The organism is Alteribacter populi (assembly GCF_002352765.1).
Classification (GTDB): Bacteria; Bacillota; Bacilli; order Bacillales; family Salisediminibacteriaceae; genus Alteribacter; species Alteribacter populi.
In genome coordinates, this window is record NZ_KZ293963.1 from 4,037,553 (window position 1) to 4,061,405 (window position 23,853).

At 41.9% G+C, this 23,853-nt stretch carries 19 protein-coding genes and 1 rRNA gene; 15 read left to right on the forward strand and 5 right to left on the reverse strand.

What is annotated here, in order from left to right:
- Nucleotides 1-8: 8 nt before the first annotated feature.
- From CDZ94_RS18600 to CDZ94_RS18610, 3 genes are all read right to left on the reverse strand, one after another.
- Complete coding sequence (locus tag CDZ94_RS18600; RefSeq protein ID WP_096439709.1) at nucleotides 9-1,085, reverse strand: FUSC family protein; 1,077 nt, start codon at nucleotides 1,083-1,085, stop codon at nucleotides 9-11.
- Between the two features lie 287 nt (nucleotides 1,086-1,372).
- Complete coding sequence (locus CDZ94_RS18605) at nucleotides 1,373-5,869, reverse strand: glutamate synthase-related protein (protein WP_096439711.1); 4,497 nt, start codon at nucleotides 5,867-5,869, stop codon at nucleotides 1,373-1,375.
- Nucleotides 5,870-6,173: 304 nt separating this feature from the next.
- Entirely contained in the window at nucleotides 6,174-7,460 is a 1,287-nt protein-coding gene (locus CDZ94_RS18610; protein ID WP_096439713.1) for a glutamate-1-semialdehyde 2,1-aminomutase, read from the reverse strand.
- A 186-nt stretch (nucleotides 7,461-7,646) separates the two neighbouring features.
- Here CDZ94_RS18610 and CDZ94_RS18615 point away from each other — a divergent pair, with 186 nt between their 5' ends.
- From CDZ94_RS18615 to bcp, 5 genes are all read left to right on the forward strand, one after another.
- Nucleotides 7,647-8,657 (forward strand): ABC transporter ATP-binding protein, encoded by a 1,011-nt coding sequence (locus CDZ94_RS18615; RefSeq protein WP_096439715.1) that lies wholly within the window; start codon nucleotides 7,647-7,649, stop codon nucleotides 8,655-8,657.
- Entirely contained in the window at nucleotides 8,650-9,453 is an 804-nt protein-coding gene (locus CDZ94_RS18620; RefSeq protein WP_096439717.1) for an ABC transporter permease, read from the forward strand. Before CDZ94_RS18615 ends, CDZ94_RS18620 begins: the two co-directional genes overlap by 8 nt.
- A 6-nt stretch (nucleotides 9,454-9,459) precedes the next feature.
- On the forward strand, nucleotides 9,460-10,245 hold the full coding sequence (locus tag CDZ94_RS18625; protein WP_096439719.1) for an ABC transporter permease: 786 nt from the start codon (nucleotides 9,460-9,462) through the stop codon (nucleotides 10,243-10,245).
- A gap of 68 nt (nucleotides 10,246-10,313) precedes the next feature.
- Entirely contained in the window at nucleotides 10,314-10,742 is a 429-nt protein-coding gene (locus CDZ94_RS18630) for a potassium channel family protein (RefSeq protein WP_232735806.1), read from the forward strand.
- Nucleotides 10,743-10,798: 56 nt separating this feature from the next.
- Nucleotides 10,799-11,266, forward strand: a complete 468-nt coding sequence (gene bcp / locus CDZ94_RS18635; protein ID WP_096439723.1) for a thioredoxin-dependent thiol peroxidase — start codon at nucleotides 10,799-10,801, stop codon at nucleotides 11,264-11,266.
- A gap of 190 nt (nucleotides 11,267-11,456) precedes the next feature.
- On the opposite strand, the gene CDZ94_RS18640 is transcribed toward bcp, so the two are convergent.
- A complete protein-coding gene (locus CDZ94_RS18640) occupies nucleotides 11,457-12,290 on the reverse strand; it encodes a hypothetical protein (protein ID WP_096439725.1) in 834 nt (277 codons plus the stop codon).
- A gap of 134 nt (nucleotides 12,291-12,424) precedes the next feature.
- Between CDZ94_RS18640 and CDZ94_RS18645 the strand changes: the two genes are divergently transcribed.
- From CDZ94_RS18645 to perR, 8 genes are all read left to right on the forward strand, one after another.
- Nucleotides 12,425-12,919, forward strand: a complete 495-nt coding sequence (locus CDZ94_RS18645) for a hypothetical protein (protein ID WP_096439727.1) — start codon at nucleotides 12,425-12,427, stop codon at nucleotides 12,917-12,919.
- 115 nt (nucleotides 12,920-13,034) lie between these two features.
- On the forward strand, nucleotides 13,035-14,363 hold the full coding sequence (locus tag CDZ94_RS18650) for an alpha/beta hydrolase family protein (RefSeq protein ID WP_245415758.1): 1,329 nt from the start codon (nucleotides 13,035-13,037) through the stop codon (nucleotides 14,361-14,363).
- A gap of 157 nt (nucleotides 14,364-14,520) precedes the next feature.
- Nucleotides 14,521-15,630: an aminopeptidase gene (locus CDZ94_RS18655; RefSeq protein WP_096439731.1), complete on the forward strand. Its 1,110-nt coding sequence runs from the start codon at nucleotides 14,521-14,523 to the stop codon at nucleotides 15,628-15,630.
- A 311-nt stretch (nucleotides 15,631-15,941) separates the two neighbouring features.
- Entirely contained in the window at nucleotides 15,942-16,406 is a 465-nt protein-coding gene (locus tag CDZ94_RS18660; RefSeq protein ID WP_096439733.1) for an RNA polymerase sigma factor, read from the forward strand.
- 4 nt (nucleotides 16,407-16,410) lie between these two features.
- On the forward strand, nucleotides 16,411-17,613 hold the full coding sequence (locus CDZ94_RS18665) for a hypothetical protein (protein WP_096439735.1): 1,203 nt from the start codon (nucleotides 16,411-16,413) through the stop codon (nucleotides 17,611-17,613).
- Nucleotides 17,614-17,892: 279 nt separating this feature from the next.
- Nucleotides 17,893-18,843 (forward strand): D-2-hydroxyacid dehydrogenase, encoded by a 951-nt coding sequence (locus CDZ94_RS18670; RefSeq protein ID WP_096439737.1) that lies wholly within the window; start codon nucleotides 17,893-17,895, stop codon nucleotides 18,841-18,843.
- A 29-nt stretch (nucleotides 18,844-18,872) separates the two neighbouring features.
- A complete protein-coding gene (locus CDZ94_RS18675; RefSeq protein ID WP_096439739.1) occupies nucleotides 18,873-19,184 on the forward strand; it encodes a cyclic-di-AMP receptor in 312 nt (103 codons plus the stop codon).
- A 128-nt stretch (nucleotides 19,185-19,312) separates the two neighbouring features.
- Entirely contained in the window at nucleotides 19,313-19,747 is a 435-nt protein-coding gene (gene perR, locus CDZ94_RS18680) for a peroxide-responsive transcriptional repressor PerR (protein ID WP_096439741.1), read from the forward strand.
- Nucleotides 19,748-20,219: 472 nt separating this feature from the next.
- On the opposite strand, the gene CDZ94_RS18685 is transcribed toward perR, so the two are convergent.
- Nucleotides 20,220-20,576 carry a YgzB family protein gene (locus tag CDZ94_RS18685; RefSeq protein WP_096439743.1) on the reverse strand — a complete coding sequence of 119 codons (357 nt, stop codon included), beginning with the start codon at nucleotides 20,574-20,576 and terminating at the stop codon, nucleotides 20,220-20,222.
- Nucleotides 20,577-20,824: 248 nt separating this feature from the next.
- Here CDZ94_RS18685 and CDZ94_RS18690 point away from each other — a divergent pair, with 248 nt between their 5' ends.
- Together CDZ94_RS18690 and CDZ94_RS18695 are read left to right on the forward strand one after the other, a co-directional pair.
- On the forward strand, nucleotides 20,825-21,703 hold the full coding sequence (locus CDZ94_RS18690; protein WP_096439744.1) for a nucleotidyltransferase-like protein: 879 nt from the start codon (nucleotides 20,825-20,827) through the stop codon (nucleotides 21,701-21,703).
- Nucleotides 21,704-22,018: 315 nt separating this feature from the next.
- A 16S ribosomal RNA gene (locus tag CDZ94_RS18695) occupies nucleotides 22,019-23,584 on the forward strand.
- The last annotated feature ends 269 nt before the right edge of the window (nucleotides 23,585-23,853 follow it).

The following is a 23,853-nucleotide window of genomic DNA, read 5'->3' on the forward strand; positions in this document are numbered from 1 at the left end:
TTATCGTTCTAATCACGCTCTTGTATTTCGACTTCATTATCTTCTTTATGATACGTAAAGAAGCTGTCGACTAAACGGTCCAAATGTTCGAGTTCTTCACTGTACTCGACAATCAAGGCGACAACAGGGAAAAAGTGAATCCATTCGTCCCGGTCCATCCTTTTGTCCTCGTGAAGGTTGAAAAAGACGTCGGTAAGCTGTCGTTTTCCACTATCGACTTCTTCATATAGATCCTCAGTCGTTTGCGGGCGGACTTTTCCGATATACTTCAGTAAAATCCGTTCTTGATAATTAGTTAATTCATCGAGTTGATCCTTAACAAGGTCCTGGAGCTCATGAGGCATTCGCTGCATGTTGTTTTCATGCTTGCTCAAGCTCTGTAAAATATCCATCCCTTTACTTAATCCGTGAAGCATTTGTCTGAACAAGACGACTTTACGCATACGGGAATATTCATTTTTCTTAAAATATGTCCGCTCATCTTTATAAAGAAGGAAAAGGTTATCCATTTTTACGATGGCTTCTTTAAGTTTTTTCAAGTCTTGTTTAAGCGTACTATAGTCAGCTTCATGACGTGTCATTAACCGGATCCATTGGATGATCTGTTCGTTTGCATCGGTAATTTTATGGAACAACTGATTCTCGTGCTTAGGCGGCAGAAATATTAAGTTCACGAGAAATGACGCACCGACACCAATCATAATTAATAAAAACCTGGAGGACGCAAAAGAGATGAAATCCTCTGAAGGTGCTTCCATAATAATGATAGCAGTAACAACAGCAAGCGGAATGATCGATTCTTTTCCAAGTTTCAAGTTAATAGCAATAACTAATACGACAACGACACCGACAACAAATGGCTCATGACCAAATGATAAAACAAATATGACAGCAAGAACTGCACTAATAACATTGGCTTGAATTTGGTCTAAAATTGTAACCAAACTCCGGTAGACGGATGGCTGAACCGCAAAGACTGCAGCCAATGCAGCATAAACGGGTGGATCGAACCCAAGCCATGTGGCAATATACAAAGCGAGTGTGATCGCTAAACCAGTTTTTAAAATTCGGGCTCCTAGCCTCATTTGAAGACATAGTCCTTTCTAAAAGTGGTGGTTCAAAAGTTTGCGAATGGAAGGCCGGCAAATTGCAGTGCCTATACAACTCGATTAGGCCTCATTCTTCACTATTGAACAGTAAGTCATCTTGGTGATTTAATTCTAAATTCAAACAATACTTTCGATCGTACTATACAATGGTTTCAGACAACAATCAAGTTACTTTTTACCCGTAGTTTTCCACTGAAATCCGATTGTAAACGCAAACACCCTTCTTCCACAAGGAAAGAAGGGTGAGAATAATTTGAAAAGATTTACTCTGTTGAGACTGCAGGATCTGCTTGTTGTTTGACTGGGATGACTTGACGGAAGTGATCTGTAGGTGATTCCATCAATTCGGTTATATAGTTCAATTCATCAAGCTGGCCGTTTTTCGACAGCTGACTTTGGTAGAGGGTCAGCATCTCCGTTACATCTTGCAGCCCCTGCTCACTTAAAGGTTCGACGACTACTTTCGCGCCCTTAGCAATGCGTTTTTGTATCCCGGCATCATCAAGACCGTGCTCTGGAGAGTGACGAAGATAAACGACACCACCTGTCATACCGGCACAAATCCATGGGCCAGGGTCGCCGACAACTAAACCTCGCCCGTTCGTCATGTACTCAAAGGCAAATCCTTTAATATTCGCGTGGATCCCGATATTGTAGGAACGCTCGCTATGATTTGTGTTTACAGGGTGCCCTCCAAAGATCATATCAGCACCAGAGAGACGGATTCCAGCTCTTGCATCTGCATTTCCTTGAATAATAAACGTACCTGCTTGAGCACCGTATCCGACACCTTTTCCGACGGATCCATTATAAAACTTACCGTCTTTTCCTTTGGATTTAAAGATTGAAAACGACCCGCCAAAGGATGTTTTGCCAACTCCGTCCTGGGCACCGCCATCAACTAAAATATTAACACCGTCACTATTATACGCACCAAGACCATTTCCTAAAATCGAACCCTTTGTAAAGCTTAAGTTCACTTCAGGAGACGTTCGATAAGCACCGTCTAATTTTCCACGTACCCGGTGACAAGAAACACGACTTCCAAGAACTCGTTGTTCAGCGGTTATTTCCGCAAATTCACGAGAAGCAGTCAGATCCTCTACGTTAGAGTCCAAGTATTCTGCACCAACAGCGACAGCTAGCTGTTTTTCTTCCTCCATGGCGTGCACAGGTTCAATGGATGGAATGTCCTGTTCAGGAAGTGTTGCGAGAAGGTCCGTTAAATCCATCGCATCTTTCCCACGCGTTTGCTCGAGTAAGTCAGAGCGCCCTACCATGTCTTGAGTCCGTTCAAAGCCAAGAGAAGCAGTCAATGCTTGAAGTTCTTTTCCAAAAGCGTTAAACATCCGCTCTAAGCCTTCAACAGCTAAGTCATATTGACGTGGTACAAAACGGCGGAGGCCATGCTCTTTCGCTTGCGCTTCCGATTCAATTTGAGTCGCAATGCCAACATGACAAGTATCTAAGTGACAGCCGCGACATGCTGTACAACCAACAGCGATCATCGACAGCGTCCCAAATCCGATCCGGTTTGCCCCTAAAAGCATAAGCTTTACCACGTCTAACGCACTTTTTACCCCTCCGTCAGCCCAAATTTCGACTTTTTTACGGAGTCCAGCTTCAAGAAGGGCATGGTGAGCCGCTTTCACCCCAATTTCAGCGGGTAATCCTACGTGCTGAAGGGCGTGAACACGAGCGGCACCTGTACCGCCGTCAAAGCCACTTAATGTAATAAAGTCAGCACCTGCTTTGGCGATACCGACAGCAATTGTCCCGATGTTTGGTACGATCGGTACTTTGACAGCCACTTTCGCAGTATCATTTGCAGTTTTAATTTCCGTGATCATTTGTGCTAAGTCTTCAATCGAGTATATATCGTGATTGTTTGATGGTGAAATCAAATCCGATCCTGTTGTCGCATTACGCGCAGCAGCGACTTTATCGGTTACTTTTGAACCTGGTAAGTGACCGCCTTCACCGGGCTTGGCTCCTTGACCAATCTTAATTTCAAGTAAGTTAGACGAGTTTAATAGTTCTACGTTAACACCGAATCGTCCGGAGGCAATTTGCTGTCCGCGCGTGTTCGGGTATTTTCCGAGCATATCCTTGATTTCTCCACCTTCACCGTTAAAACTGATCATGTTCAATCGATCAGCAGCTTCAGCATAAGCACGAAATGCAATCTCGTTTTGTGATCCAAAAGACATCGAGCTGATCATAAATGGTAAAGAGTGATTACTAACACCAATATCGACTTTTTCATCGTCAATCTTTGAATCGACCGCTTTTAAATCCGTCAAATGACGAATGTTAATCGGGTTTTTCTCTTCCTGCTCCTGCAGCTTTTCTTTGAAAGCCTTATAGTCTCCCTTTCCAGATGCAAGATCTCCAAGAGCTTTCCAAAGCCGCGGAAAGAGGTGGAACGTTTTACCCGGGCGGATTTTTTCTGAATGAAAGTCTTCCACTCGGTTCATACTATCTTCTTTCATATGATCAAAATTGTAGCTCACGTCTTTACTGCCAAGGAAGTTGACGATGTTAAGTTCGCTAGCAATTTCTTCATTAAGGCCGATAGCAGAGAATAACCGCCCATAACCGCGAAGTTCATGAATTCCAATTGTGGAAATGACTTTTTCAAGACCTTTGTTCATCGCCTCATAAAGTTTGACAGCAGGTTCTGCACTTTCATCAATAACTGTTGCCATCATAAGGTGCGGGTTAACGATGTCAGCACCTAACCCAAAAGCAAGCGCTAAATCATGCAGCATGCGAATGGACCCAGATCGCAGAGCAATCGAACATTTACGGCGTTTCTCTGCGTGAGTTAACGTTTGATCAATAGCCGAGACGACGAGATGAGGATCTAACCATAAATGATCTTCATCTTGGTGAGACAAGTTGTCATCTAAAACGAGAAGTGTTTTCCCTTTTTCCACAGCTTCAAGTGCAACGTCTTTTAAACGGTCCAATGCTTCCTTCACTGATTCAGTTTTTGAATAAGTCAGTGGAAGAGTGGCGGAAAGGTCTGCTTTTTGAAAGTGAGAGACAATTCCTTCATAGGAAGGCTGACCGGCTTCTTTTTCTAACATTTTTCCAGCAAGTCCCTCTGCTACAAGAGGTGAATCAAGTTCAAGGACCACTGAGACATCTACTTTTTCAAATAATGCTGGACGACGGCCAAGGACGACACGAGTAGAGAAGTGCTCCATTTCACGATCCCGGTCAATTGCAGGATTCGTTACAACCGCTACACTCTCTTTTATAAAATCAGCAACGTTTTTACGTCCAGGATGAATCGAAGCAAGCGGTGCATCATGACCTAGTGAGCGAATGGGTTCTACACCTTTATCGGCCATCTGCTCAATTAATTGGATGTGCTCACGATCCCAGCCGTAAGCTGCATAATCGTTATTCGTTACTTTGGGATTAAAGTAAACCGTATCTGAATCGGTTTCTATATTAGTAGATAATCGCGACCGGCTGTCTTTAACGGCCAGTCGATCAGATAACCGGTTGTATACCTCTTCTTGAAATTTGTCATGCCAGTAAACTTGGATCCTACCATCTTTTCCACGAAGTAAGCCGACTTTTTCTCCAGGAGCGAACGGTTTAGGTTCATTTACATAGGTGCTGGATGTAAAAATCCCTTGTTCAGAAGAGAAAATGAAACTTGTATCCGTTTCCAGCATCCAAACAGGTCGTAATCCTAATGAATCGACACTAAAAACCGCTTCGTTTCCGTGCCGAGAAATAATCCCCGCCGGTCCTTGGGCAAAGTGGCCCCAAGCTTCGCGCATATAAGTAAATAAATCCTGCAAATGGTCAGGATAAGCTTTCATTTCGTTCACGATCGGCGGAAAGATCAGCTCCATCGCTTCAAACAACCCATACCCGTGTTTCGAAACAAACGTATCAAGAACACGGTTTAAATCTTGAGAATCACTTCCTCCATCAACGAGGGGAACACCAATCATATCCGCTTCATCACGTAATTTTGCAATCGTATTAATTTCTCCGTTATGACCGATCACACTAAAAGGCTGGACGCGAAAGAAGTTTGACAACGTATTGGTAGAATAACGGTTATGTCCTAATGTCATCGTGGAGGCTACTAATGGACTATTTAAGTCAGAGTAATACTTTGGCAAAATGTCCCCTGCTCCCATCACTTTATATACGACATACGAATCACTTAATGAGGCTACATGGATAGCTGGGTTTTTTTCTGCTTGAATTGTAAAATCAAAAAGCACTGCATCTTGGTTAATTTTTTCTGCACCCGTTAAAAAGGCGACTTGCCAGAAGATAGGTTCATGTTTTCTACCTAAAGGGCCTAATGCTTCTGTTTTCGTTTGGTTGTCGCTCTCAAAAACGAGTGTCCAGTTCTGCTCTTGGGCAAGTTGCTTTATTTCTTCTTTTGTATTTTCTGTGTCAACAGACTGATCAAGAAAGAAGTGACCGACTACAAAGTCGTCGCGATTTAAAAATTCTATATCAGTCCCGGCTTCACTCAATTTTTCAGTCCAGAGGCGCCACGGTATATCCATGTGAATACCAACGCCATCCCCTTCCTCGTTAATAAAACCAGCGCGGTGGTTCATTTTTACGAGAGATTCAATGGTATCATCGATATTTTGCTTTGACGGTTTATTTTCTTTTTCTACAAAAGCGACGATGCCGCAGCTGTCGTGCTCTTGTTTCATAGCATGACGAAAACGGGCAATGTCTTGGTTTCGGTTAGGCATAGCATTGGTCATAATGACCGTCACCTCCTGAAAAAATAAGTAATGTGAGAAAAGTTGATAAAGCTGATAAAAAAAGATCGACCATCTACTTTGACAGAATTGTCAGATAATATCTAGGGTACCACGTGATGAATAAAAAATCAATTATTTATACATTCAGTTGGATGAAATAAGGGTGTGAATGGCCGTGGTATTAGCAAGTGAAATTGCTGTAATGTTATTTTGAAAGCGTTTACAGTGGCCTGTACAAAAAAAGAGGATGAGACAAACTCATCCTCAGTAGTAAGATCTTGAATAAATATACAAATTCTTAATACTACAATTTAGAAAAAGCGTAATCTACAGCTTCAAGAGTCTTCTCGATGTCTGCTTCCGTATGCTCCGTCGTTAGGAACCAGGCTTCATATTTAGAAGGAGCAAGGTTTATCCCTTGCTCAAGCATTAGTTTAAAGAAGCGGCCAAACATTTCACCATCACTGTTTTCTGCTTGATCGTAATTAGTCACACCTGCGACACCGAAGTACACGGTAAGCGCTCCTTTCAAACGATTGAGTGTGATTGGAACATTGTAGGTCGCAGCATGGTTACGAATGCCTTCTTCTAATTGAGCGCCTAATTCATCCAGATACTCGTATACACCAGGCTGTTTCAGTACTTCTAAACAAGCAATGCCAGCGCGTATAGATGCCGGGTTTCCAGCCATTGTTCCTGCTTGATAGGCAGGTCCGAGTGGGGCAACTTCTTCCATTATGTCTTGTCGTCCGCCATAAGCTCCAATTGGTAGTCCTCCACCGATGATTTTGCCTAGTGCGGTCATATCCGGTTCGACATTGGTATAGTTTTGCGCACCGCCGTACATAAAGCGGAAGGCAGTGATAACTTCATCATAAATGACGAGTGCACCTGCTTCGTGAGTGATCTCATTTACTTTTTCTAAAAAACCAGGGGCTGGTTCGACGATTCCAAAATTTCCAACGATCGGTTCAACAAGAACACCGGCTATTTCATCTCCCCATTTCGTGATTGCCTCTTTGAAGCTTTCAATATCATTAAAAGGAACGGTAATGACTTCTTTTGCAATGTTTTTTGTCACTCCTGCAGAATCGGGGCTGCCAAGTGTGGCAGGACCAGATCCAGCTGCGACAAGGACAAGGTCAGAATGTCCGTGATAACATCCCGCAAATTTGATGATTTTATCACGTCCTGTATAAGCACGAGCGACACGGATCGTTGTCATCACCGCTTCAGTTCCGGAGTTCACAAAACGGACTTTTTCCATGGAAGGAATTGCTTCTTGAAGCATTTTCGCAAATGTATTTTCATAAGCCGTGGGTGTTCCGTATAGGACACCATCTTCTGCTGCTTGTTTGATCGATTCGGTAATATGAGGGTGCGCGTGTCCTGTAATAATTGGACCGTATGCCGCTAAGTAATCAATATATTGGTTGCCGTCCACATCCCAGAAGTAAGCACCTTTTGCTTTTTCCATAAAAACAGGAGATCCACCGCCAACCGCTTTGAACGATCGTGAGGGACTATTTACGCCTCCCAAGATATGCTCTTGGGCAACTTGATTATGTTTTTCTGATTCAGTAAATTTCATATGTAAATTCCTCCTTAAAAGCTACATCACGTCCTTCATTGTAGCATGAATAATCAACACTACCACATCTCCCCGATTGCGATGGTAAAACTGGAAAACTTTCATCCCAGGTTCGAAGTCTACTACCTTGAATGGAACGGCACCTTTCGTTAAACTAGTAAAGTTGTAACGAGAGGAGGGATCTTAATGAACGTGATTGAGGTTAACGGATTAAGAAAAGAATTTAAATCTTATTCGAGCCGAAAAGGTCTGGGAGGCGCTTTTCGCGATTTACTTACGAGAAACTATACTGTTTTACGAGCAGTGGATGATATATCTCTTAATGTTAAACAAGGAGAAATGGTCGCTTACATCGGTGAGAATGGTGCTGGTAAATCTACGACGATTAAAATGCTTACTGGTATTTTGACACCGTCTGCAGGTGAAGTTCGTGTAAACGGCATGAATCCTCATAAAGAAAGAGAACAGTTTGTGCGGACGATTGGCGTCGTTTTTGGTCAACGCTCACAGCTATGGTGGGACATCGCTGTACAAGAATCGTTTCGTCTTTTGAAAAAAGTGTATCGCCTATCTGATGAGCATTACGATACTCATATGAAGGAAGTTATTGAAACGCTTGAAATTCAACCATTATTGGATAAACCCGTTCGAAAGCTATCATTAGGACAACGGATGCGTTGTGAACTCGCAGCAGCGCTCATTCATAACCCACCACTGCTTTTTTTAGATGAGCCTACAATTGGGCTGGATGTTCTTGTGAAGATGAAGATCCGCGAGTTCTTAAAAGAAATCAACCGTAAGTACAAAACGACGATCTTGCTTACAACTCACGATTTATCTGACATTGAAGCGTTGTGTGATCGTGTCGTTCTTTTAGATGAAGGAAAAATCATTTACGATGGCGCGCTTGATCAACTACAAAAGAATTGGGTCGAAGGAAAGCAAGTCCAATTTGAATTCCAAAAATCGATTCAAAAAGAATCATTGGAGGCCGTTACGGCTGATTTCCCGGTAAAATGGCGGGCTGGAGATAAAATGAAAGCTTGGAAAGCAACAGTTGAGGGAGACGATGAACTCGTTTCCAAAATGATGAGTGTCGTCATGAGTCATTACCCGATTTCTGATGTGAAACTGAATCAAGTGTCGACGGAAGAAATTATTCGGAACATTTACGAGGAAGGGATCCGCCATGGCTAGTAAACTTTCGATGTATGTAGAAATGGTACGGATCCGCTTTCTCATGATGCTCGCTTACCGCACCAACTACTATAGCGGCATCCTTATTTACAGTATTAATATCGGTGCTTATTATTTTCTTTGGCAGGCGATTTACGGCGGACAAGAGTCAATACAAGATTTAAGCATCGTACAAATGACGACTTACATTGCGATTGCATGGATGGCGAGGGCGTTTTATTTTAACAACATTGACCGCGAAATCTCTCAAGAAATTCAAGACGGGAAAGTCGCTGTGGAAATGATTAGACCTTACAATTACTTAGGCATGAAAACAATGCAAGGGTTAGGAGAGGGACTTTTTCGGTTGTTGTTTTTCTCAGTCCCTGGTATGGCGATCGTCTGGCTCGTATTTCCGATCAGTTTCTCTAATGATTTATCGATTTGGGGATTATTCTTCGTGTCACTTTTATTCAGCTTTATCGTTAACACCCAAATCAACTTAATTACAGGAATTCTTACGTTCTTTTTACTTTATAACACAGGCTTAATTCGAGCCAAGAGAGTGGTTATCGATTTGTTTTCAGGACTGTTGCTTCCCATTTCCTTTTACCCGTTATGGGCTCAGGATATCATGAGCTTCCTGCCGTTCCAGGCAATCAGCTACATTCCGTCGATGATCTTTACTGAAGGCTTTACTGGTGGTGAAGTGTACTCAGCAATTTTGCTTCAACTTATGTGGTCTGTCATTCTTTTTATTCCTATTCAATTACTTTGGATAGCTGCGAAACGGCAGCTCATCGTACAAGGAGGGTAACAAGCTGTGTTTTATGTATCGATATTCTTTCAGTACGCTTCTCAATATTTGAAAACACGGATGTCGTACCGGGCAGATCTTGTCGTTGAGTTGTTTTCAGATCTATTGTTTCAAGCGGTAAACTTAATTTTTATCCTTGTTGTATTCGGTCATACGACATTTTTAAGTGGCTGGAGTCGTGAAGAAATCATCTTTATTTACGGCTTTTTCCTTGTACCCTACGCAGTTTTCAGCTCGTTTTTTAACATATGGGATTTTAACGAGCGCTACATCGTAAAAGGGGAAATGGACCGCGTCTTGACCCGGCCTATCCACAGCTTGTTTCAAATCATTATCGAGCGGATGGAGCTCGAATCGATGTTTGGCGTGATTACCGGTGTAGCGATTATGTTTTATGCAGGATCTGAACTCGGGCTGACACTCAGCTGGTACGATCCGTTTATGTTTATCATGATGGTCATTGGCGGTTCCCTTATTTATGCCGGTATTTTTATTATCCTAGCAAGTATCAGCTTTTGGTCCGATTCGCGAACGGACATTATGCCGATGATGTACAACATCGGAAACTATGGACGTTATCCTGTAGATATTTACAACCAAGTGATCCGGTATATGCTCACATGGATTTTGCCGTTTGCATTTGTAGGTGTTTATCCGGCAGCGTTCTTTTTAGGTCGTGAAGAATGGTACGGCTATGCGTTTTTCACCCCAGTGATGGGGCTGATTTTTATTACAATGTCGGTGTTTTTCTGGAATGCAGGAGTGAAGCGTTACCGCGGCGCTGGTAACTGATAGTTAAAAACGGGTTCCTTGTCCTAAATTCGTCTCTTTTTTCATAAAGTGAAGAGAGGTGAATAAGGATGGGAACCCTTTTATTAATTTTTGTGACGATCATGTCAATAGTTGGGATTGTGATGAGCTTTCTATTGTTAGTGAAAAACCAACCCCACTATAGAAGAAGACTTTCACTTCGAAACTTTCTCGTATTACTACTCGTATATGCCACCGTCATTATCGGGTTTGGCTGTATTTACTTGAGTCTTCACTTTTTAGGGGTATCTGTTTTGTTAGAAGGTACAGGCCGAATGGATGGTCCTTTGGCTCATTTAATAGAAGATGTTATGTATTTTAGTGCAGTTACATTGCTCACGGTAGGCTACGGTGATATCATTCCCGAAGGTATCGGACGCTGGATTGCGATGGTACAGGCATTGATCGGCTATTTGCTGCCAGCTGCATTTGTCGTCACGAGCATCGTTTATAACGAAAGAAGTGCGGATCGTTTGTAGGTGAAGCTAATCTTGGTTATCCTTAAAGAAGATAGAAGAACAAAGGAGTGTTATGAATGACTGTAGAAGTTGGACAAAAAGCACCTGAATTTACTCTCAAAGCAAACGATGGAAAAGAAGTCAGCTTATCCGATTACAAAGGGAAAAATGTCGTTCTTTATTTTTACCCAAAGGATATGACGCCAGGCTGTACAACAGAAGCATGTGACTTTCGTGATCACCACGAAAACTTTGAAGAATTAGACGCGGTTATTTTAGGCGTCAGCCCTGATCCGGTGGAACGTCATGAAAAATTCATCGATAAGCATGGCTTGCCGTTTTTATTGCTTGCTGACGAAGACCATAAAGTAGCCGAGGATTACGGCGTGTGGCAGCTGAAGAAAAACTTCGGCAAAGAATACATGGGTATCGAACGCTCAACCTTTGTCATCGATAAAGAAGGCAATTTGGTGAAAGAATGGCGCAAAGTCCGTGTTAAAGGACATGTTGAAGAAGCGTTGGCGTTTTTGAAAGAGCAGCAGTAGTGGTTTTAGAAGAGGCGTCCGAATGGGCGTCTTTTTTTAGTAAGGTGTTGTTGGTGTCGTTATTTGTCGAATCGCTGATAAATGACTCATTTCCGCCGATATACCCGAACAAAACCGGATAATCCCCTCAATAACGCAAAAAACTTTGCCCGATCAAGAGCAAAGTCTAAGTTCTAAGTATACAAATTTTCTAATCCTCCATTTCATCTATATGTTCCTGTTGTTCAAGCCACTCTTCATTGATTTCGAACTCTTTTTCTTCTTCTATATACGTAATTACGTCATTAAGGTCTCCTGTTTCAAACACTTTTCCTTCCTCATCAAGTACATAATAGGTAGGGTATGAGTCGATAAAATGGTCGTAGATCCCGACTTCATCATTAAAGAAAACTTGATTGTTAATCCACTGATCTTCTTTTTGATATGGTTGAAAATGCTGCTGATTCGTCATTAATGAATCTTGAGAAAAGGAATCATCTAAAAACGTAAGAACTGATGCTTGTTTATAATCATTTTCTGTGCTCGTATGAGTACGGTATCTTTCGATTAGTAGCTCTTTATCGGGACTTTCGATGAATATTTCATCAGCAGTATAAATGGGGATAAAGCTTGCATCCATACTTACAGGAGTTGAACGGTCAGTTAGGATTTCTCTTTCGAACTCCTCTTTGACGTTAACCTCTACTTGGTCGCTCCAACTTTGAAAAAATCCATGTAAATGATAAGGAAATCCATCCATATTAACAGTAAGCTCTTCTCCGGTTTCATTAAAAATAAATTTGGTTTCCTTGTCAAGAAGAAGGCGGTAGATCTCTGCTTCATAGTTTTCCATATCGGATGAGGTCGGTTCTGTTTCCGGGTACTCAAAGTTATTTCCACTTATACTGTCTTCTACAAAAACGGTTAGCAGGCTTATCATTCCCCCATGAGCTATTAATGTTCCTTCAATGTGAGGTTCATCTTCATTGTTTGTATTACAACTCGTTAATAAAAAGATTGATAGAATGATCATCATTTTCTTCATTTTGGAAACTCCTTTTCTCACGGTCGGTAATCCCTATTAAAGCCAATATTAACACTATTTAAGTAATTTTTCTGGAATATGATACATTCTTTGGTAAACTTAAATGAGAAAGCCGTTAGATAGAGGTGAAGTCATTGAAGCAATTTTTACCGATCATTCTTATTGTCGTGATTATCGGAGGAGCGATGTTTGTATTCCAAGACCCATCTGATGAGGAATTCGATCCATTTTGGTCCCGAGAAGAAGCCATGCAGGGGAGCGCATGGGAGTTGACAGTCTTTGTAGAGGAAGGAAATGAATCGCCTGAAATCGGATTGAAATTAGATTACCAAGGTGATAACGAGGATCTAGAGGCAGTAGAATTTTTTTATTCGCACTATTCACCAATGGGAAGCCTGTTTTATCAAGACGTAACTTTGGAAGATTTTAATGGGGAAATAATTTATCAAGAAGAGTGCAATTTTTGTGAAACAGAGCATGAAGAAGGTGAGGACGAAGAATATTTCCCTAGGCCGAGCGGAGGAGACTTTCAAATTTCGTGGAAAGAAAATGGGCAAGTTCACCAAGACTACCACCATCTTGTTGTGCCAGAGTATGTTTTTGAGGATTTAAAAGAAGGTGAGCATTAGGAGCCTACTTATCTTACTCAATTTACCAAATCCACTCTAAACTTTTGAATCTATTTTGATTGGTGTTCGTAAAGTTAAGGGACTTTGTAAAATCTAGCACAGGAGGATGGACAAATTGAAAAAATACTTGAAGTGGTGTGCTACATTTCTGACCCTTCTTTTAATTGCAGGATGCAATAATGAAGAGCAGCCCGATGCCGGTGACAACGAAACTACGGTAAATGAATCTACTGAATGGTTAGAAGGTGGATGGAGTGGGGCGATTGAGGTACCGGGACAGCCGTTACACATTGAAGTAGCATTTGCAAGTGATGAGTCATTAACAGGGACGATCAGCATTCCTGTGCAAGGCTTGGAAAGTTACCCATTGTCTGACATACAGTTGGAGGGAGATGAGATTTCTTTCATCATGGCTCTTCCTAACGAGGACGTTATGTTTGACGGTGAGGTGATAGAGGACTCCATCAGCGGAACATTCACGCAGTCTGGCCAGAGCTTTCCCTTTGAATTAGGTCGAGGGGAGGAGAGTGATCAAAGTTCAAAAGAAGAAGAAGAGTTTTTAACGATTGAAATCGGTGAAGACACTTTGTACGGCTCTCTTGTTCTACCAGAAGAAGGTGATGGGTATCCCGTGGCGTTAATTATTCCCGGTTCAGGTCCTACAGATCGAAATGGAAATTCACCTAATCTCCCAGGTGAGAATAATAGTTTAAAGCTAATGGCAGAAGCACTGGCGGAAAACGGCATCGCGAGTCTGCGGTATGACAAGCGCGGTGCAGGGAAAAATGCTCAAGCAGTTACGAGTGAAGAAGATATGGATTTTGATCAGTTTGTTAAAGATGCCGAGCAATGGATTACAATACTTGAAGAAGATGATCGATTTACAAATATTGTCGTCGTGGGACATAGTCAAGGTTCACTTGAAGGAATGATTGCTAGCGCTGATACATCGGTAGACGCTTTTATTTCAGTAGCTGGAGCAGGCCGTCCTATTGACGAAGTCCTTTTAGAACAGTTAGAAAGTTTATCTAACGAATTGTATAGAGAAAGCCAAGCAATATTGGAAAGCTTGAAGCAGGGAGATACAGTGGAAGAGGTAAACGAACAACTGTTGAGTGTTTTCAGGCCTAGCGTTCAACCGTTTATGATTTCTTGGATGAACTATGATCCAGTGGAGCAGATTCAAAAATTGGATACTCCGGCCTTAATCATCAATGGAACACACGACATTCAAGTGCCCGAAGAAGATGCCGAAAAGCTTGCTGAAGCTAAAAGTGGATCAGAACTTCTTCTTATAGAAGGTATGAATCATGTCCTCAAAGATGCTCCTGCTGATGAGGAAGAGAATATGAAGACATATTCAGATCCTACACTTCCATTGGCAGATGGCCTGATGCCAGAAATTTTAACATTTTTAAAGGATAATCATTTGCTTGATGAATAGTAAAAATCACAGAAGCCCTGTAACATGATCTCCGATGTGAGACTTAGCGATAGCGTGGAAAATAAATGGACAGATTAAAAGAGATTATGTCGATGTCAGCTTCTATTTTTGAAGAAAAAGACTAAAGGTACATTTGAAAAGGAGTTGAACTTAACAGATGAAGGACCCCCGATTACCAAAGCTAGCCAGTGTTTTACTTGATCATTCGTTAAAACTCAAAAAAGGCGAACGAGTCCTCATTAAAGGGCATCACACAACTAAACCACTCATTGCCGAGCTTATTGATCAAACATATGAAAAGGGCGCTTATCCATACATCGAGCTATTAGATGATGAAATTGGCCGCCACTTAAGCATGGGATATCAAAAAGACCAGCTTGAAACACAAGCTGCTTGGGCTCTAAAAAAATACGAGGATGTCGATGCGGTCATCGCGATCATCGCTGAAGAAAACGATGCGGAAATGGCTGAAGTTCCTAGCGAAAAATTTCAGCTCCGCGGTGAAGTGTTCAAACCTGTTCAAGAGTTTTACATCAATAACCGACGTTGGGTACTTTTAAACTACCCAACCCCAGCCCTGGCGCAAAAAGCAGGAATGAGCACAAAGTCTTTTACTGACTTTTTACTTAAAGTTTGCACGGCTGACTATGAAAAGATGGAACGTGCATTCGAACCTCTCAAAAAGCTCATGGAAAATACTGATCGTGTGCGTATCATTGCACCCGGCACTGATCTGAGCTTTTCGATTAAAGACATTCCTGTTGTTCCGTGTGCTGGAGAAGCGAATATTCCGGATGGCGAGATCTACACCGCTCCAGTAAAAGACAGCGTCAACGGCACGATTTCGTTCAACACTCCGTGTCCATACCGAGGTGTCATGTACAAAAATGTCTCGCTTACATTTAAGGACGGGAAAATCATTGAAGCGGAAGCGGATCAAAAAGAAAAAATTGAGCGGATTTTTGATACTGATGAAGGAGCGCGTTATACGGGCGAATTTGCTCTCGGAGTAAACCCTTATATCCTTGATCCGATGGGGGACATTCTTTTTGATGAAAAAATCGGTGGAAGCCTTCACTTTACCCCAGGAGAAGCTTATGAAGACGCTGATAATGGAAATCGTTCTTCCGTTCACTGGGATATGGTGCTAATTCAACGAGCGGAATACGGTGGCGGCGAGATTTACTTTGATGATGTACTCATTAGAAAAGACGGCATCTTCGTACTTGAAGAACTAAACGGGCTTAATCCAGAAAAATTAAAATAAGCCCTTTAGGGCACCTGACCAGTCCAAAGCTCAGGCTGTGGCATAGTAATACAGTATAGGTGATCCCAATCCCTCTTCAATGTAAATATATTTTTAGCGAGGCTTAGTCCTCGCTCTTTTTTTTGTGCGGGAACGATAGCAGTCAAATCTCTTCGTTGGCTTGGCCATCTTGGCTCTCGTTGTCCTCCTTCTGAACACACATTTTGCCGATTAAAGTTTTACATAATTAATTTTACTTTTTTCAAACAGTTGCCCCTTCTCATCCGTTATCTAAGTGAGAAGGTAATAAAATAAAAAAGTGAGTGTAGCGAATGGAAATGAGTGAGGTATATGAAAAGTTAAAGCCAGACTTAATCAGGTTCGCCAAGTCCATAGCAAGACACGGCCAAGAAGCCGATGACCTGGTGCAAGAAGCCGTTTTGAAATCACTCAATGACGAGAACTTGTTAACATTACCCGAGTATAAACAACGAGCCTGGTTTTTTAGGGTCATGAAAAACCAAATGATCGATGAACGACGAAAAGAGAAAAAGCTAAGCCCGTGGGAGGATGATCTGGATTTTCATGTACCGGGTATGGTTTCCAACCATATTGAAATGGTCGAATTGTTATCTTCTCTCACGCCAGAATTAAGTGATATTGTCTTTAAACGCTACTGGCTTGGTTTAACAAGCCAGGAAATCGGTAAACAGCTATCGATTCCATCGGCGACCGTTCGTTATAAACTATGTACAGCTGTAAAACGTTTACGCGCAAAACTAGAAATGGAGGAGTAAAAAAATGAAAAAGCAACAAATTGGGAATGTTGGTCTGCTAGATTTGTCAAAGGCATCAGAAAAAAGCATTGCACATATTGAAAAAATTGAAAATGTAGGTTGCGTTTTGTATAAAAGGGAAAATGCCCATCTTCTTTCATTATTAAATATCGGAAACATTGGTAAAAGCATTGAATTAACAAAGGACTATATCTTTATTAACGATACGATCAAAATGGATAAACCTTATTTCGACTCCATCGAGACTCCTCTTTCTCTGCTAGTAAATGGAGCCGTTATTGTTGGTCAACAGGTGCAGGCTCAAGATATAAAAGGGAAACTGGCGGGTCTGATCGTTAATGGAAAAATTTACTCCCCTCCACATTTAATTGGTCTATTGAACGAAGCGTTGAAGGAAGGGTCGGGTTCAGTGGAAGCCTATACGGAGCAACCGCCAAGAATAACGAACGGGAAGTTAGTATTAACTAATTCCTTTCTTCAATCGATTACGAATGCTGAAAAAATAATTGTAAATGGTCTTCTCACGTTTGATAAATCTCTTTCAATGGAAGCTTTTGAAGAGAAAGTAGAGGGTTTGGAAGTTAAAGGTCTCGTTCGACTTTATGAACACCAAGAAGCTTATGTTTATAAAAAAATGGCTGTAACAAATACCACGATCGAAGTGATCCCGAACGATTTCGAGTTCGTCTCCAAGCCACTTACGTTATCGTCACGCTCGATTCGTCGCTTTAAAATGGGAAAGCTTTACACAAAAAAACCAATTTTTATTGATAGAAAGGTCACAAGGGATGCACTATCCAATGCCATTAAAGAAGTTCGATCTTCTTCTATTATCGTATGTCATGAAGAAGTGGAAGACATCGTTTATGAAACGTGTGATTCTCTTGAAACCGAAGTTCTTCCTTACGAACACGACTATGTGTTTATTGAAAACGATGAATCCTGGTCAAATGAGCAGTTTCAAGCTTATGATCATCCTATTTCAATCATCGTAAGTGGTCAATTGACCATCGAAGATAATGTAGATCCTGAAGTTTTAAAAAATAAAATTGAAGCATTGGACGTCTTTGGTAAAGTCCTTGTACCTACACCGAAAATCAAGGGATTCATTCAACCGCTGCTCAGAGTAAAAGAAGGTCAGATTGAGGAGGTTAGCAATCAAGAACAGGCACCTGCGATCGCTAACTTCGGTGAGCTGTCACTATAAGATGATAAACACGCATAATAAGGAGGGAGAAAACCTTATGTTTTATCATGATAAAGACCTTGTTCACAGCCGCATGAAGGAATTTGAAAAAGATGCTAAGAAGCACAAATATGCGAAGCAATTTAAAAAAGTACTAGAGAAAAAAAGGTTTAAATAAAATCAAAGGGGCTTTTCGTTCATTGCGAATAGCCCCTTTAATCATGAAATTTTGTTGCCTATAATCGGATTATGATAAGATGAAAAAAATTCAGCGTTAAGATTATGAAAGGAGCCAACACGATGCACGTTGTTACCTCTGCTAAAATCCGTCGTGATTTGCGCGCACAATTAACGAAACGATACCCAAACGTACATTTTTCTTTTTTTGAAAATATAAAAGGCACAGAACAAGAGCTTCCTTCTGCAGACATTTTGATTACATATGGAGAAGACCTAACGGACAACCACATAGGCCAAGCGAAAAACTTAAAGTGGATTATGGTCATTTCAGCGGGAATGGACCGCATGCCGTTTAAGGCCATAGCAAAAACAGACATTCTTGTAACGAATGCACGCGGGATTCACCAAACCCCTATGGCAGAATATACAATCGCGATGATGCTGCAGGTCGGCAGAAAAACCAAAACGTTAATCAAACAGGAACAAGAGTCTGTATGGAATCGTAAACTAACCATGACAGAACTAAAAGGAAAAACACTAGGTGTCCTTGGAGCTGGGGCAATTGGAACAGAGATCGCTCGTCTGTCAAAAGCCTTTGGTATGAAAACGATTGGCATGAATCGTAGCGGAAGAAAGGTAGAATTCTTTGATCACATTGATACTTTTGACAATATGGATTCCATACTAACAGAAGCTGATTTCCTTGTTTCCGTTCTTCCTCAAACCGCGGAAACGACAGAGCTTCTTAATTATCAATCGTTTGTAAAAATGAAAAGTGATGCCGTCTTTATCAATATCGGAAGAGGAACAGTCATTAACGAAAACGACCTTATCCAAGCTTTAAAATCAAGTGAAATTGCCCATGCTGTTCTTGATGTGTTTGAAGAAGAACCACTGCCATCTTCCCACCCACTTTGGGAAATGGATCAAGTTACAGTCACTCCACACATCTCTGGTATTTCACCTGGATATCAGCCAAGAGCACTAGAGATTTTTGAGGAGAACTTAAAGGTATTTTTAGAAGACGGCACGAATTATTATAATAAAATCGATCCGAAACGTGGGTATTAATCCAAACTCCAGAAAAGGAGAGACGACACATGAAATTAGTGGTATGCATCGTCCATAACCGCTACGCAGACCTACTCGAAAAAGGGTTGAAAGAATTAGACTACCGGATGACAGAGCTTGCAAGTAGCGGAGGATTTTTAAGAAAAGGGAATACTACGTTCCTTTTCGGCGTAAAAAATAATGAAGTGGATACTTTAAGAAATGACATGCAACGCATCTGTGTTGAAGCAGAAAAAAAGAAAGGTAAAGCCAAAGATGTAGATAGCCGCTATACTTCATTTGTCATTGATGCTAAGGAGAGTTTTCCGATTCTAGCTTCATTGGAAAACGGTAAAAAATAAGCGAGACAAAAAGTCCTGGGTCTATAGCATAACGCGCAAAGTGAATTCATTGACAACCTTTGTAAACATTAGCTATACTATTTGTAAATATTATAAAGTAAGAATGCTTTTCGGAAGAGGTGTTAAACATGGAAAACCATCGACTGCAAGAAGCCTTGCAATCTTTAAAAAGTACGAAAGTGCGTATGACACCTCAACGCCATGCTATTTTAGAGTTTCTTTTTGATGCAAAAACCCATCCAACAGCGGATGATATTTACAAAGCATTGGAAGGAAAATTTCCAAACATGAGCGTCGCAACTGTCTACAATAACCTTCGTGTTTTTAAAGAGGTCGGATTGGTAAGAGAATTGACTTATGGTGACTCTTCCAGCAGATTTGACAGTAATACAACTGACCATTACCACGTCATCTGCGAGGATTGCGGTAAGATTGTTGATTTCCACTATCCTGGATTAGATGAAGTAGAAACTTTAGCTGAACATGTAACAAACTTTAAAGTTAAAAACCACCGCATGGAAATTTACGGTACTTGCCCGGATTGCCAGAAGCATAAACATTAAAAGGTTGGTGGATTTCTTATTCGCCAACTTTTTATTTTTCTTTAGGAAATTATATATTGCTAATTTTGTGGGTACCTTTTTAAAATTGGAGTGACATCTAGCTCCAAGAACCATCGGCTCACGTCAAATAACCTAAAGGCACTTTTCGCATAGATTGTCGTTATTGATTTATAAAACGAAAGGGCGCGACTCCAGCGGGAAAAGCAAATAGCTGAAGACCCCGCAGGGTGGTTTCCCCGAAGGAGGCTGAAGCGTAGCCTGCGGCAAAGAAGACACCGTGAATCCAAACGAAGTGAAGGAAGAATGGATGTCGCACTTATGCCCTGGGGTGAAAGCGTCCGCCTGTAGCGCAATTCGAGCGAGGGTCTTATCTTATAAAAGCAATAATCTTTTAGGAAACTGCTTTAACAAAAGACCGCTGTGCGTTTTTTCTTATTTTTATAAGAAAATCCGTCTCTAAAGTAGAGACGGATTATTTTTTACTGCTTTTTTGATTGTAGCTTTCGTCAAACTCTTTGCCTTCAAGATCTTTGTCTAATGTTAAAGGTTCATCACAGTACATACACGCATCAACTCTGCCCAATACCTTTGTTTGCTTTTCGCAGTTTGGACAGACAACTTGGACTGTTTTGGTCGAAATCATCCCAATCCAAAAGTAGGTTACGGTACTTGCGATAATACAAAGAAAACCAAGCAACATAAAAAGGGTCATAAATAAGGGGCTTGTCTGGAAGAACAACCCTAAATACATCACAATAATCCCTGCAAACACAAGAACTAAAGCAAAAGTACGTATCTTATTTATTTTATTTGTAAATTTAGCTCCCATACTGATACCTCCTAAAGAATGAGTATAGCATACCATAATTCTATACGACTATAGGAAAGAAACATCGGAGGGGGAAACAAGGATCAAGATGTTCTATAAAGATAGAAGGTATTTCTACTTACTCGTCGAACTTCTTTTTAAAAGTAATTCTTCTTTTGTGAAAGTTTATATGGAAATTTAAAAGTTTTAATGCAAATATGGCTGCCGTCGTAAAAGTTTGGCGGTAAGTTTATGTGGGAGGCATATATATGGATGATTTTTTACGACAGCTGTACCAGGATCGTACAAGTGATTTACATACATTAGGTGTCATGATGATCGAATCAAAGGATAGTAAAGACGCGATAACAGATTATTTTGATGTTGTACTTCTAGTCATCGTTTCTGAAAATAAACCATTATGGGAGACGAAGCATTATACTTATGATGGATATAAAGTAGCAATGCACCTTGTTCACACTGAGCAATTAAACATTTGGCTTATTAATAGCAGCAACCGCCGTGTATTTGATTGGGTAATGAATGGGAAGGTTCTGTTTGATCGCAATGAATTTGTAAAAGAATTTCGTGAGCAAATGTTCGATTTCCCTATGGAGGAAAGGAAGCTAAGAATCGGTGTCGAATTTGCGAAACTGATTCGCCGATTTACGGATGGCAAGGCACTGTTTCACGAAGGACACTACCTTGATTCCTACAATCAAATTCTACATGCCCTTCATAACTTAGCTCGCCTGTCCGTCATTGAGCATGGTTTTTACCCCGAAGTGACAGTCTGGCAACAAGTGAAACAAATCGAACCTGAAATTCATAAACTTTATTCTGAGTTAGTGACAGGGGAAGAAAGCATTGAGAAGAAACTCGACCTTCTTCTAATTGCGAATGAATTTGAATTGACATCAAAAACTCGGCTAGGGAGTGCTCATCTTTTAGATCTGATGGCAAGTAAAGATGAACCGTGGTCAATAGAAGAGTTAAAAACGAGTATGGAAGTGAGTGAGTATTCTCTTGATCTGACCATTCTTTTGGAGTTTCTCGTTCAGAAAGGGTACGTTGACATTATTAGAATGAAAACAAGAGGTAATTCGATTTACCATCGTTATTATCAAGTGGGGGATTCACTTTCCTAGAAAAAAATCATAAAAGTTATTGACTTCATTTTTCACACGTGGTACATTTTATATCGTCGCATTGAGAGCGCGACTTCGAAATGTGCCACTGAAAAACTTTTTGAAAAAGTCATTGACTTTAAAAGCGCAAGGTGGTATATTATAAAAGTCGCTGCAAAACAGAGCGGCAAAAAATAACGAGTTTCATTGAAGAGTTAATATAATGTAGAAATTCGTTTTTGACCTTTGAAAACTAAACAAAAAGCCAAGCGAAACGTGGGATATCGAGAGATATTCCGTCAATGAATTATTTATGATGTCAGAGACATCGAACTTTCTACGGAGAGTTTGATCCTGGCTCAGGACGAACGCTGGCGGCGTGCCTAATACATGCAAGTCGAGCGCGGGAAGCAAGTGGATCCCTTCGGGGTGAAACTTGTGGAACGAGCGGCGGACGGGTGAGTAACACGTGGGCAACCTGCCTCACAGACTGGGATAACTCCGGGAAACCGGGGCTAATACCGGATGATCAAAGGGATCGCATGATTCTTTTGTAAAAGTTGGGTTTTACCTAACACTGTGAGATGGGCCCGCGGCGCATTAGCTAGTTGGTGAGGTAGTGGCTCACCAAGGCGACGATGCGTAGCCGACCTGAGAGGGTGATCGGCCACACTGGGACTGAGACACGGCCCAGACTCCTACGGGAGGCAGCAGTAGGGAATCATCCGCAATGGGCGAAAGCCTGACGGTGCAACGCCGCGTGAGTGATGACGGTCTTCGGATTGTAAAGCTCTGTTGTTAGGGAAGAACAAGTGCCGTGCGAATAGAACGGCACCTTGACGGTACCTAACCAGAAAGCCCCGGCTAACTACGTGCCAGCAGCCGCGGTAATACGTAGGGGGCAAGCGTTGTCCGGAATTATTGGGCGTAAAGCGCGCGCAGGCGGTTCTTTAAGTCTGATGTGAAAGCCCACGGCTCAACCGTGGAGGGTCATTGGAAACTGGGGAACTTGAGTGTAGGAGAGGAAAGTGGAATTCCAAGTGTAGCGGTGAAATGCGTAGATATTTGGAGGAACACCAGTGGCGAAGGCGACTTTCTGGCCTACAACTGACGCTGAGGCGCGAAAGCGTGGGGAGCAAACAGGATTAGATACCCTGGTAGTCCACGCCGTAAACGATGAGTGCTAGGTGTTAGGGGTTTCGATACCCTTAGTGCCGAAGTTAACACATTAAGCACTCCGCCTGGGGAGTACGGCCGCAAGGCTGAAACTCAAAGGAATTGACGGGGGCCCGCACAAGCAGTGGAGCATGTGGTTTAATTCGAAGCAACGCGAAGAACCTTACCAGGTCTTGACATCCTCTGACACCCTTAGAGATAAGGCTTTCCCCTTCGGGGGACAGAGTGACAGGTGGTGCATGGTTGTCGTCAGCTCGTGTCGTGAGATGTTGGGTTAAGTCCCGCAACGAGCGCAACCCTTGATCTTAGTTGCCAGCATTAAGTTGGGCACTCTAAGGTGACTGCCGGTGACAAACCGGAGGAAGGTGGGGATGACGTCAAATCATCATGCCCCTTATGACCTGGGCTACACACGTGCTACAATGGATGGTACAAAGGGCAGCAAAGCCGCGAGGCCGAGCGAATCCCATAAAGCCATTCTCAGTTCGGATTGCAGGCTGCAACTCGCCTGCATGAAGCCGGAATTGCTAGTAATCGCGGATCAGCATGCCGCGGTGAATACGTTCCCGGGCCTTGTACACACCGCCCGTCACACCACGAGAGCTTGTAACACCCGAAGTCGGTGCGGTAACCTTTTGGAGCCAGCCGCCGAAGGTGGGACAGGTGATTGGGGTGAAGTCGTAACAAGGTATCCCTACCGGAAGGTGGGGATGGATCACCTCCTTTCTAAGGAGCTATTAAAGCTCAACGAGTTTTACAAAGGTTTTGCTTTGGTCTTTTTGTTTAGTTTTGAAAGGTTAATCCTTTCAAAACCTGTTCTTTGAAAACTAGATAACAGTAACGACATCAAATTTCTAATTTGAAATGAGATGTTCAAAAACGAGGACGATCAGGGCCGAGAAGATCGAGGAACGGCAGTGTCGAAGCCCGGAGCGTAGTACGCTACGTGAGGACTGGAGACACAAACGTGACGAAGAGATTCGACGGCAATGATA

Coding starts and splice junctions, on each gene's coding strand:
- CDZ94_RS18640 (WP_096439725.1), bottom strand. CDS start 12,290: ATGAAGAAAATGATGATCATTCTATCAATCTTTTTATTAACGAGTTGT.
- CDZ94_RS18610 (WP_096439713.1), bottom strand. CDS start 7,460: ATGAAATTTACTGAATCAGAAAAACATAATCAAGTTGCCCAAGAGCAT.
- CDZ94_RS18605 (WP_096439711.1), bottom strand. CDS start 5,869: ATGACCAATGCTATGCCTAACCGAAACCAAGACATTGCCCGTTTTCGT.
- CDZ94_RS18690 (WP_096439744.1), top strand. CDS start 20,825: ATGGATGATTTTTTACGACAGCTGTACCAGGATCGTACAAGTGATTTA.
- CDZ94_RS18615 (WP_096439715.1), top strand. CDS start 7,647: ATGAACGTGATTGAGGTTAACGGATTAAGAAAAGAATTTAAATCTTAT.
- CDZ94_RS18620 (WP_096439717.1), top strand. CDS start 8,650: ATGGCTAGTAAACTTTCGATGTATGTAGAAATGGTACGGATCCGCTTT.
- bcp (WP_096439723.1), top strand. CDS start 10,799: ATGACTGTAGAAGTTGGACAAAAAGCACCTGAATTTACTCTCAAAGCA.
- CDZ94_RS18670 (WP_096439737.1), top strand. CDS start 17,893: ATGCACGTTGTTACCTCTGCTAAAATCCGTCGTGATTTGCGCGCACAA.
- CDZ94_RS18630 (WP_232735806.1), top strand. CDS start 10,314: ATGGGAACCCTTTTATTAATTTTTGTGACGATCATGTCAATAGTTGGG.
- CDZ94_RS18600 (WP_096439709.1), bottom strand. CDS start 1,085: ATGAGGCTAGGAGCCCGAATTTTAAAAACTGGTTTAGCGATCACACTC.
- CDZ94_RS18675 (WP_096439739.1), top strand. CDS start 18,873: ATGAAATTAGTGGTATGCATCGTCCATAACCGCTACGCAGACCTACTC.
- CDZ94_RS18685 (WP_096439743.1), bottom strand. CDS start 20,576: ATGGGAGCTAAATTTACAAATAAAATAAATAAGATACGTACTTTTGCT.
- perR (WP_096439741.1), top strand. CDS start 19,313: ATGGAAAACCATCGACTGCAAGAAGCCTTGCAATCTTTAAAAAGTACG.
- CDZ94_RS18665 (WP_096439735.1), top strand. CDS start 16,411: ATGAAAAAGCAACAAATTGGGAATGTTGGTCTGCTAGATTTGTCAAAG.
- CDZ94_RS18660 (WP_096439733.1), top strand. CDS start 15,942: ATGGAAATGAGTGAGGTATATGAAAAGTTAAAGCCAGACTTAATCAGG.
- CDZ94_RS18655 (WP_096439731.1), top strand. CDS start 14,521: ATGAAGGACCCCCGATTACCAAAGCTAGCCAGTGTTTTACTTGATCAT.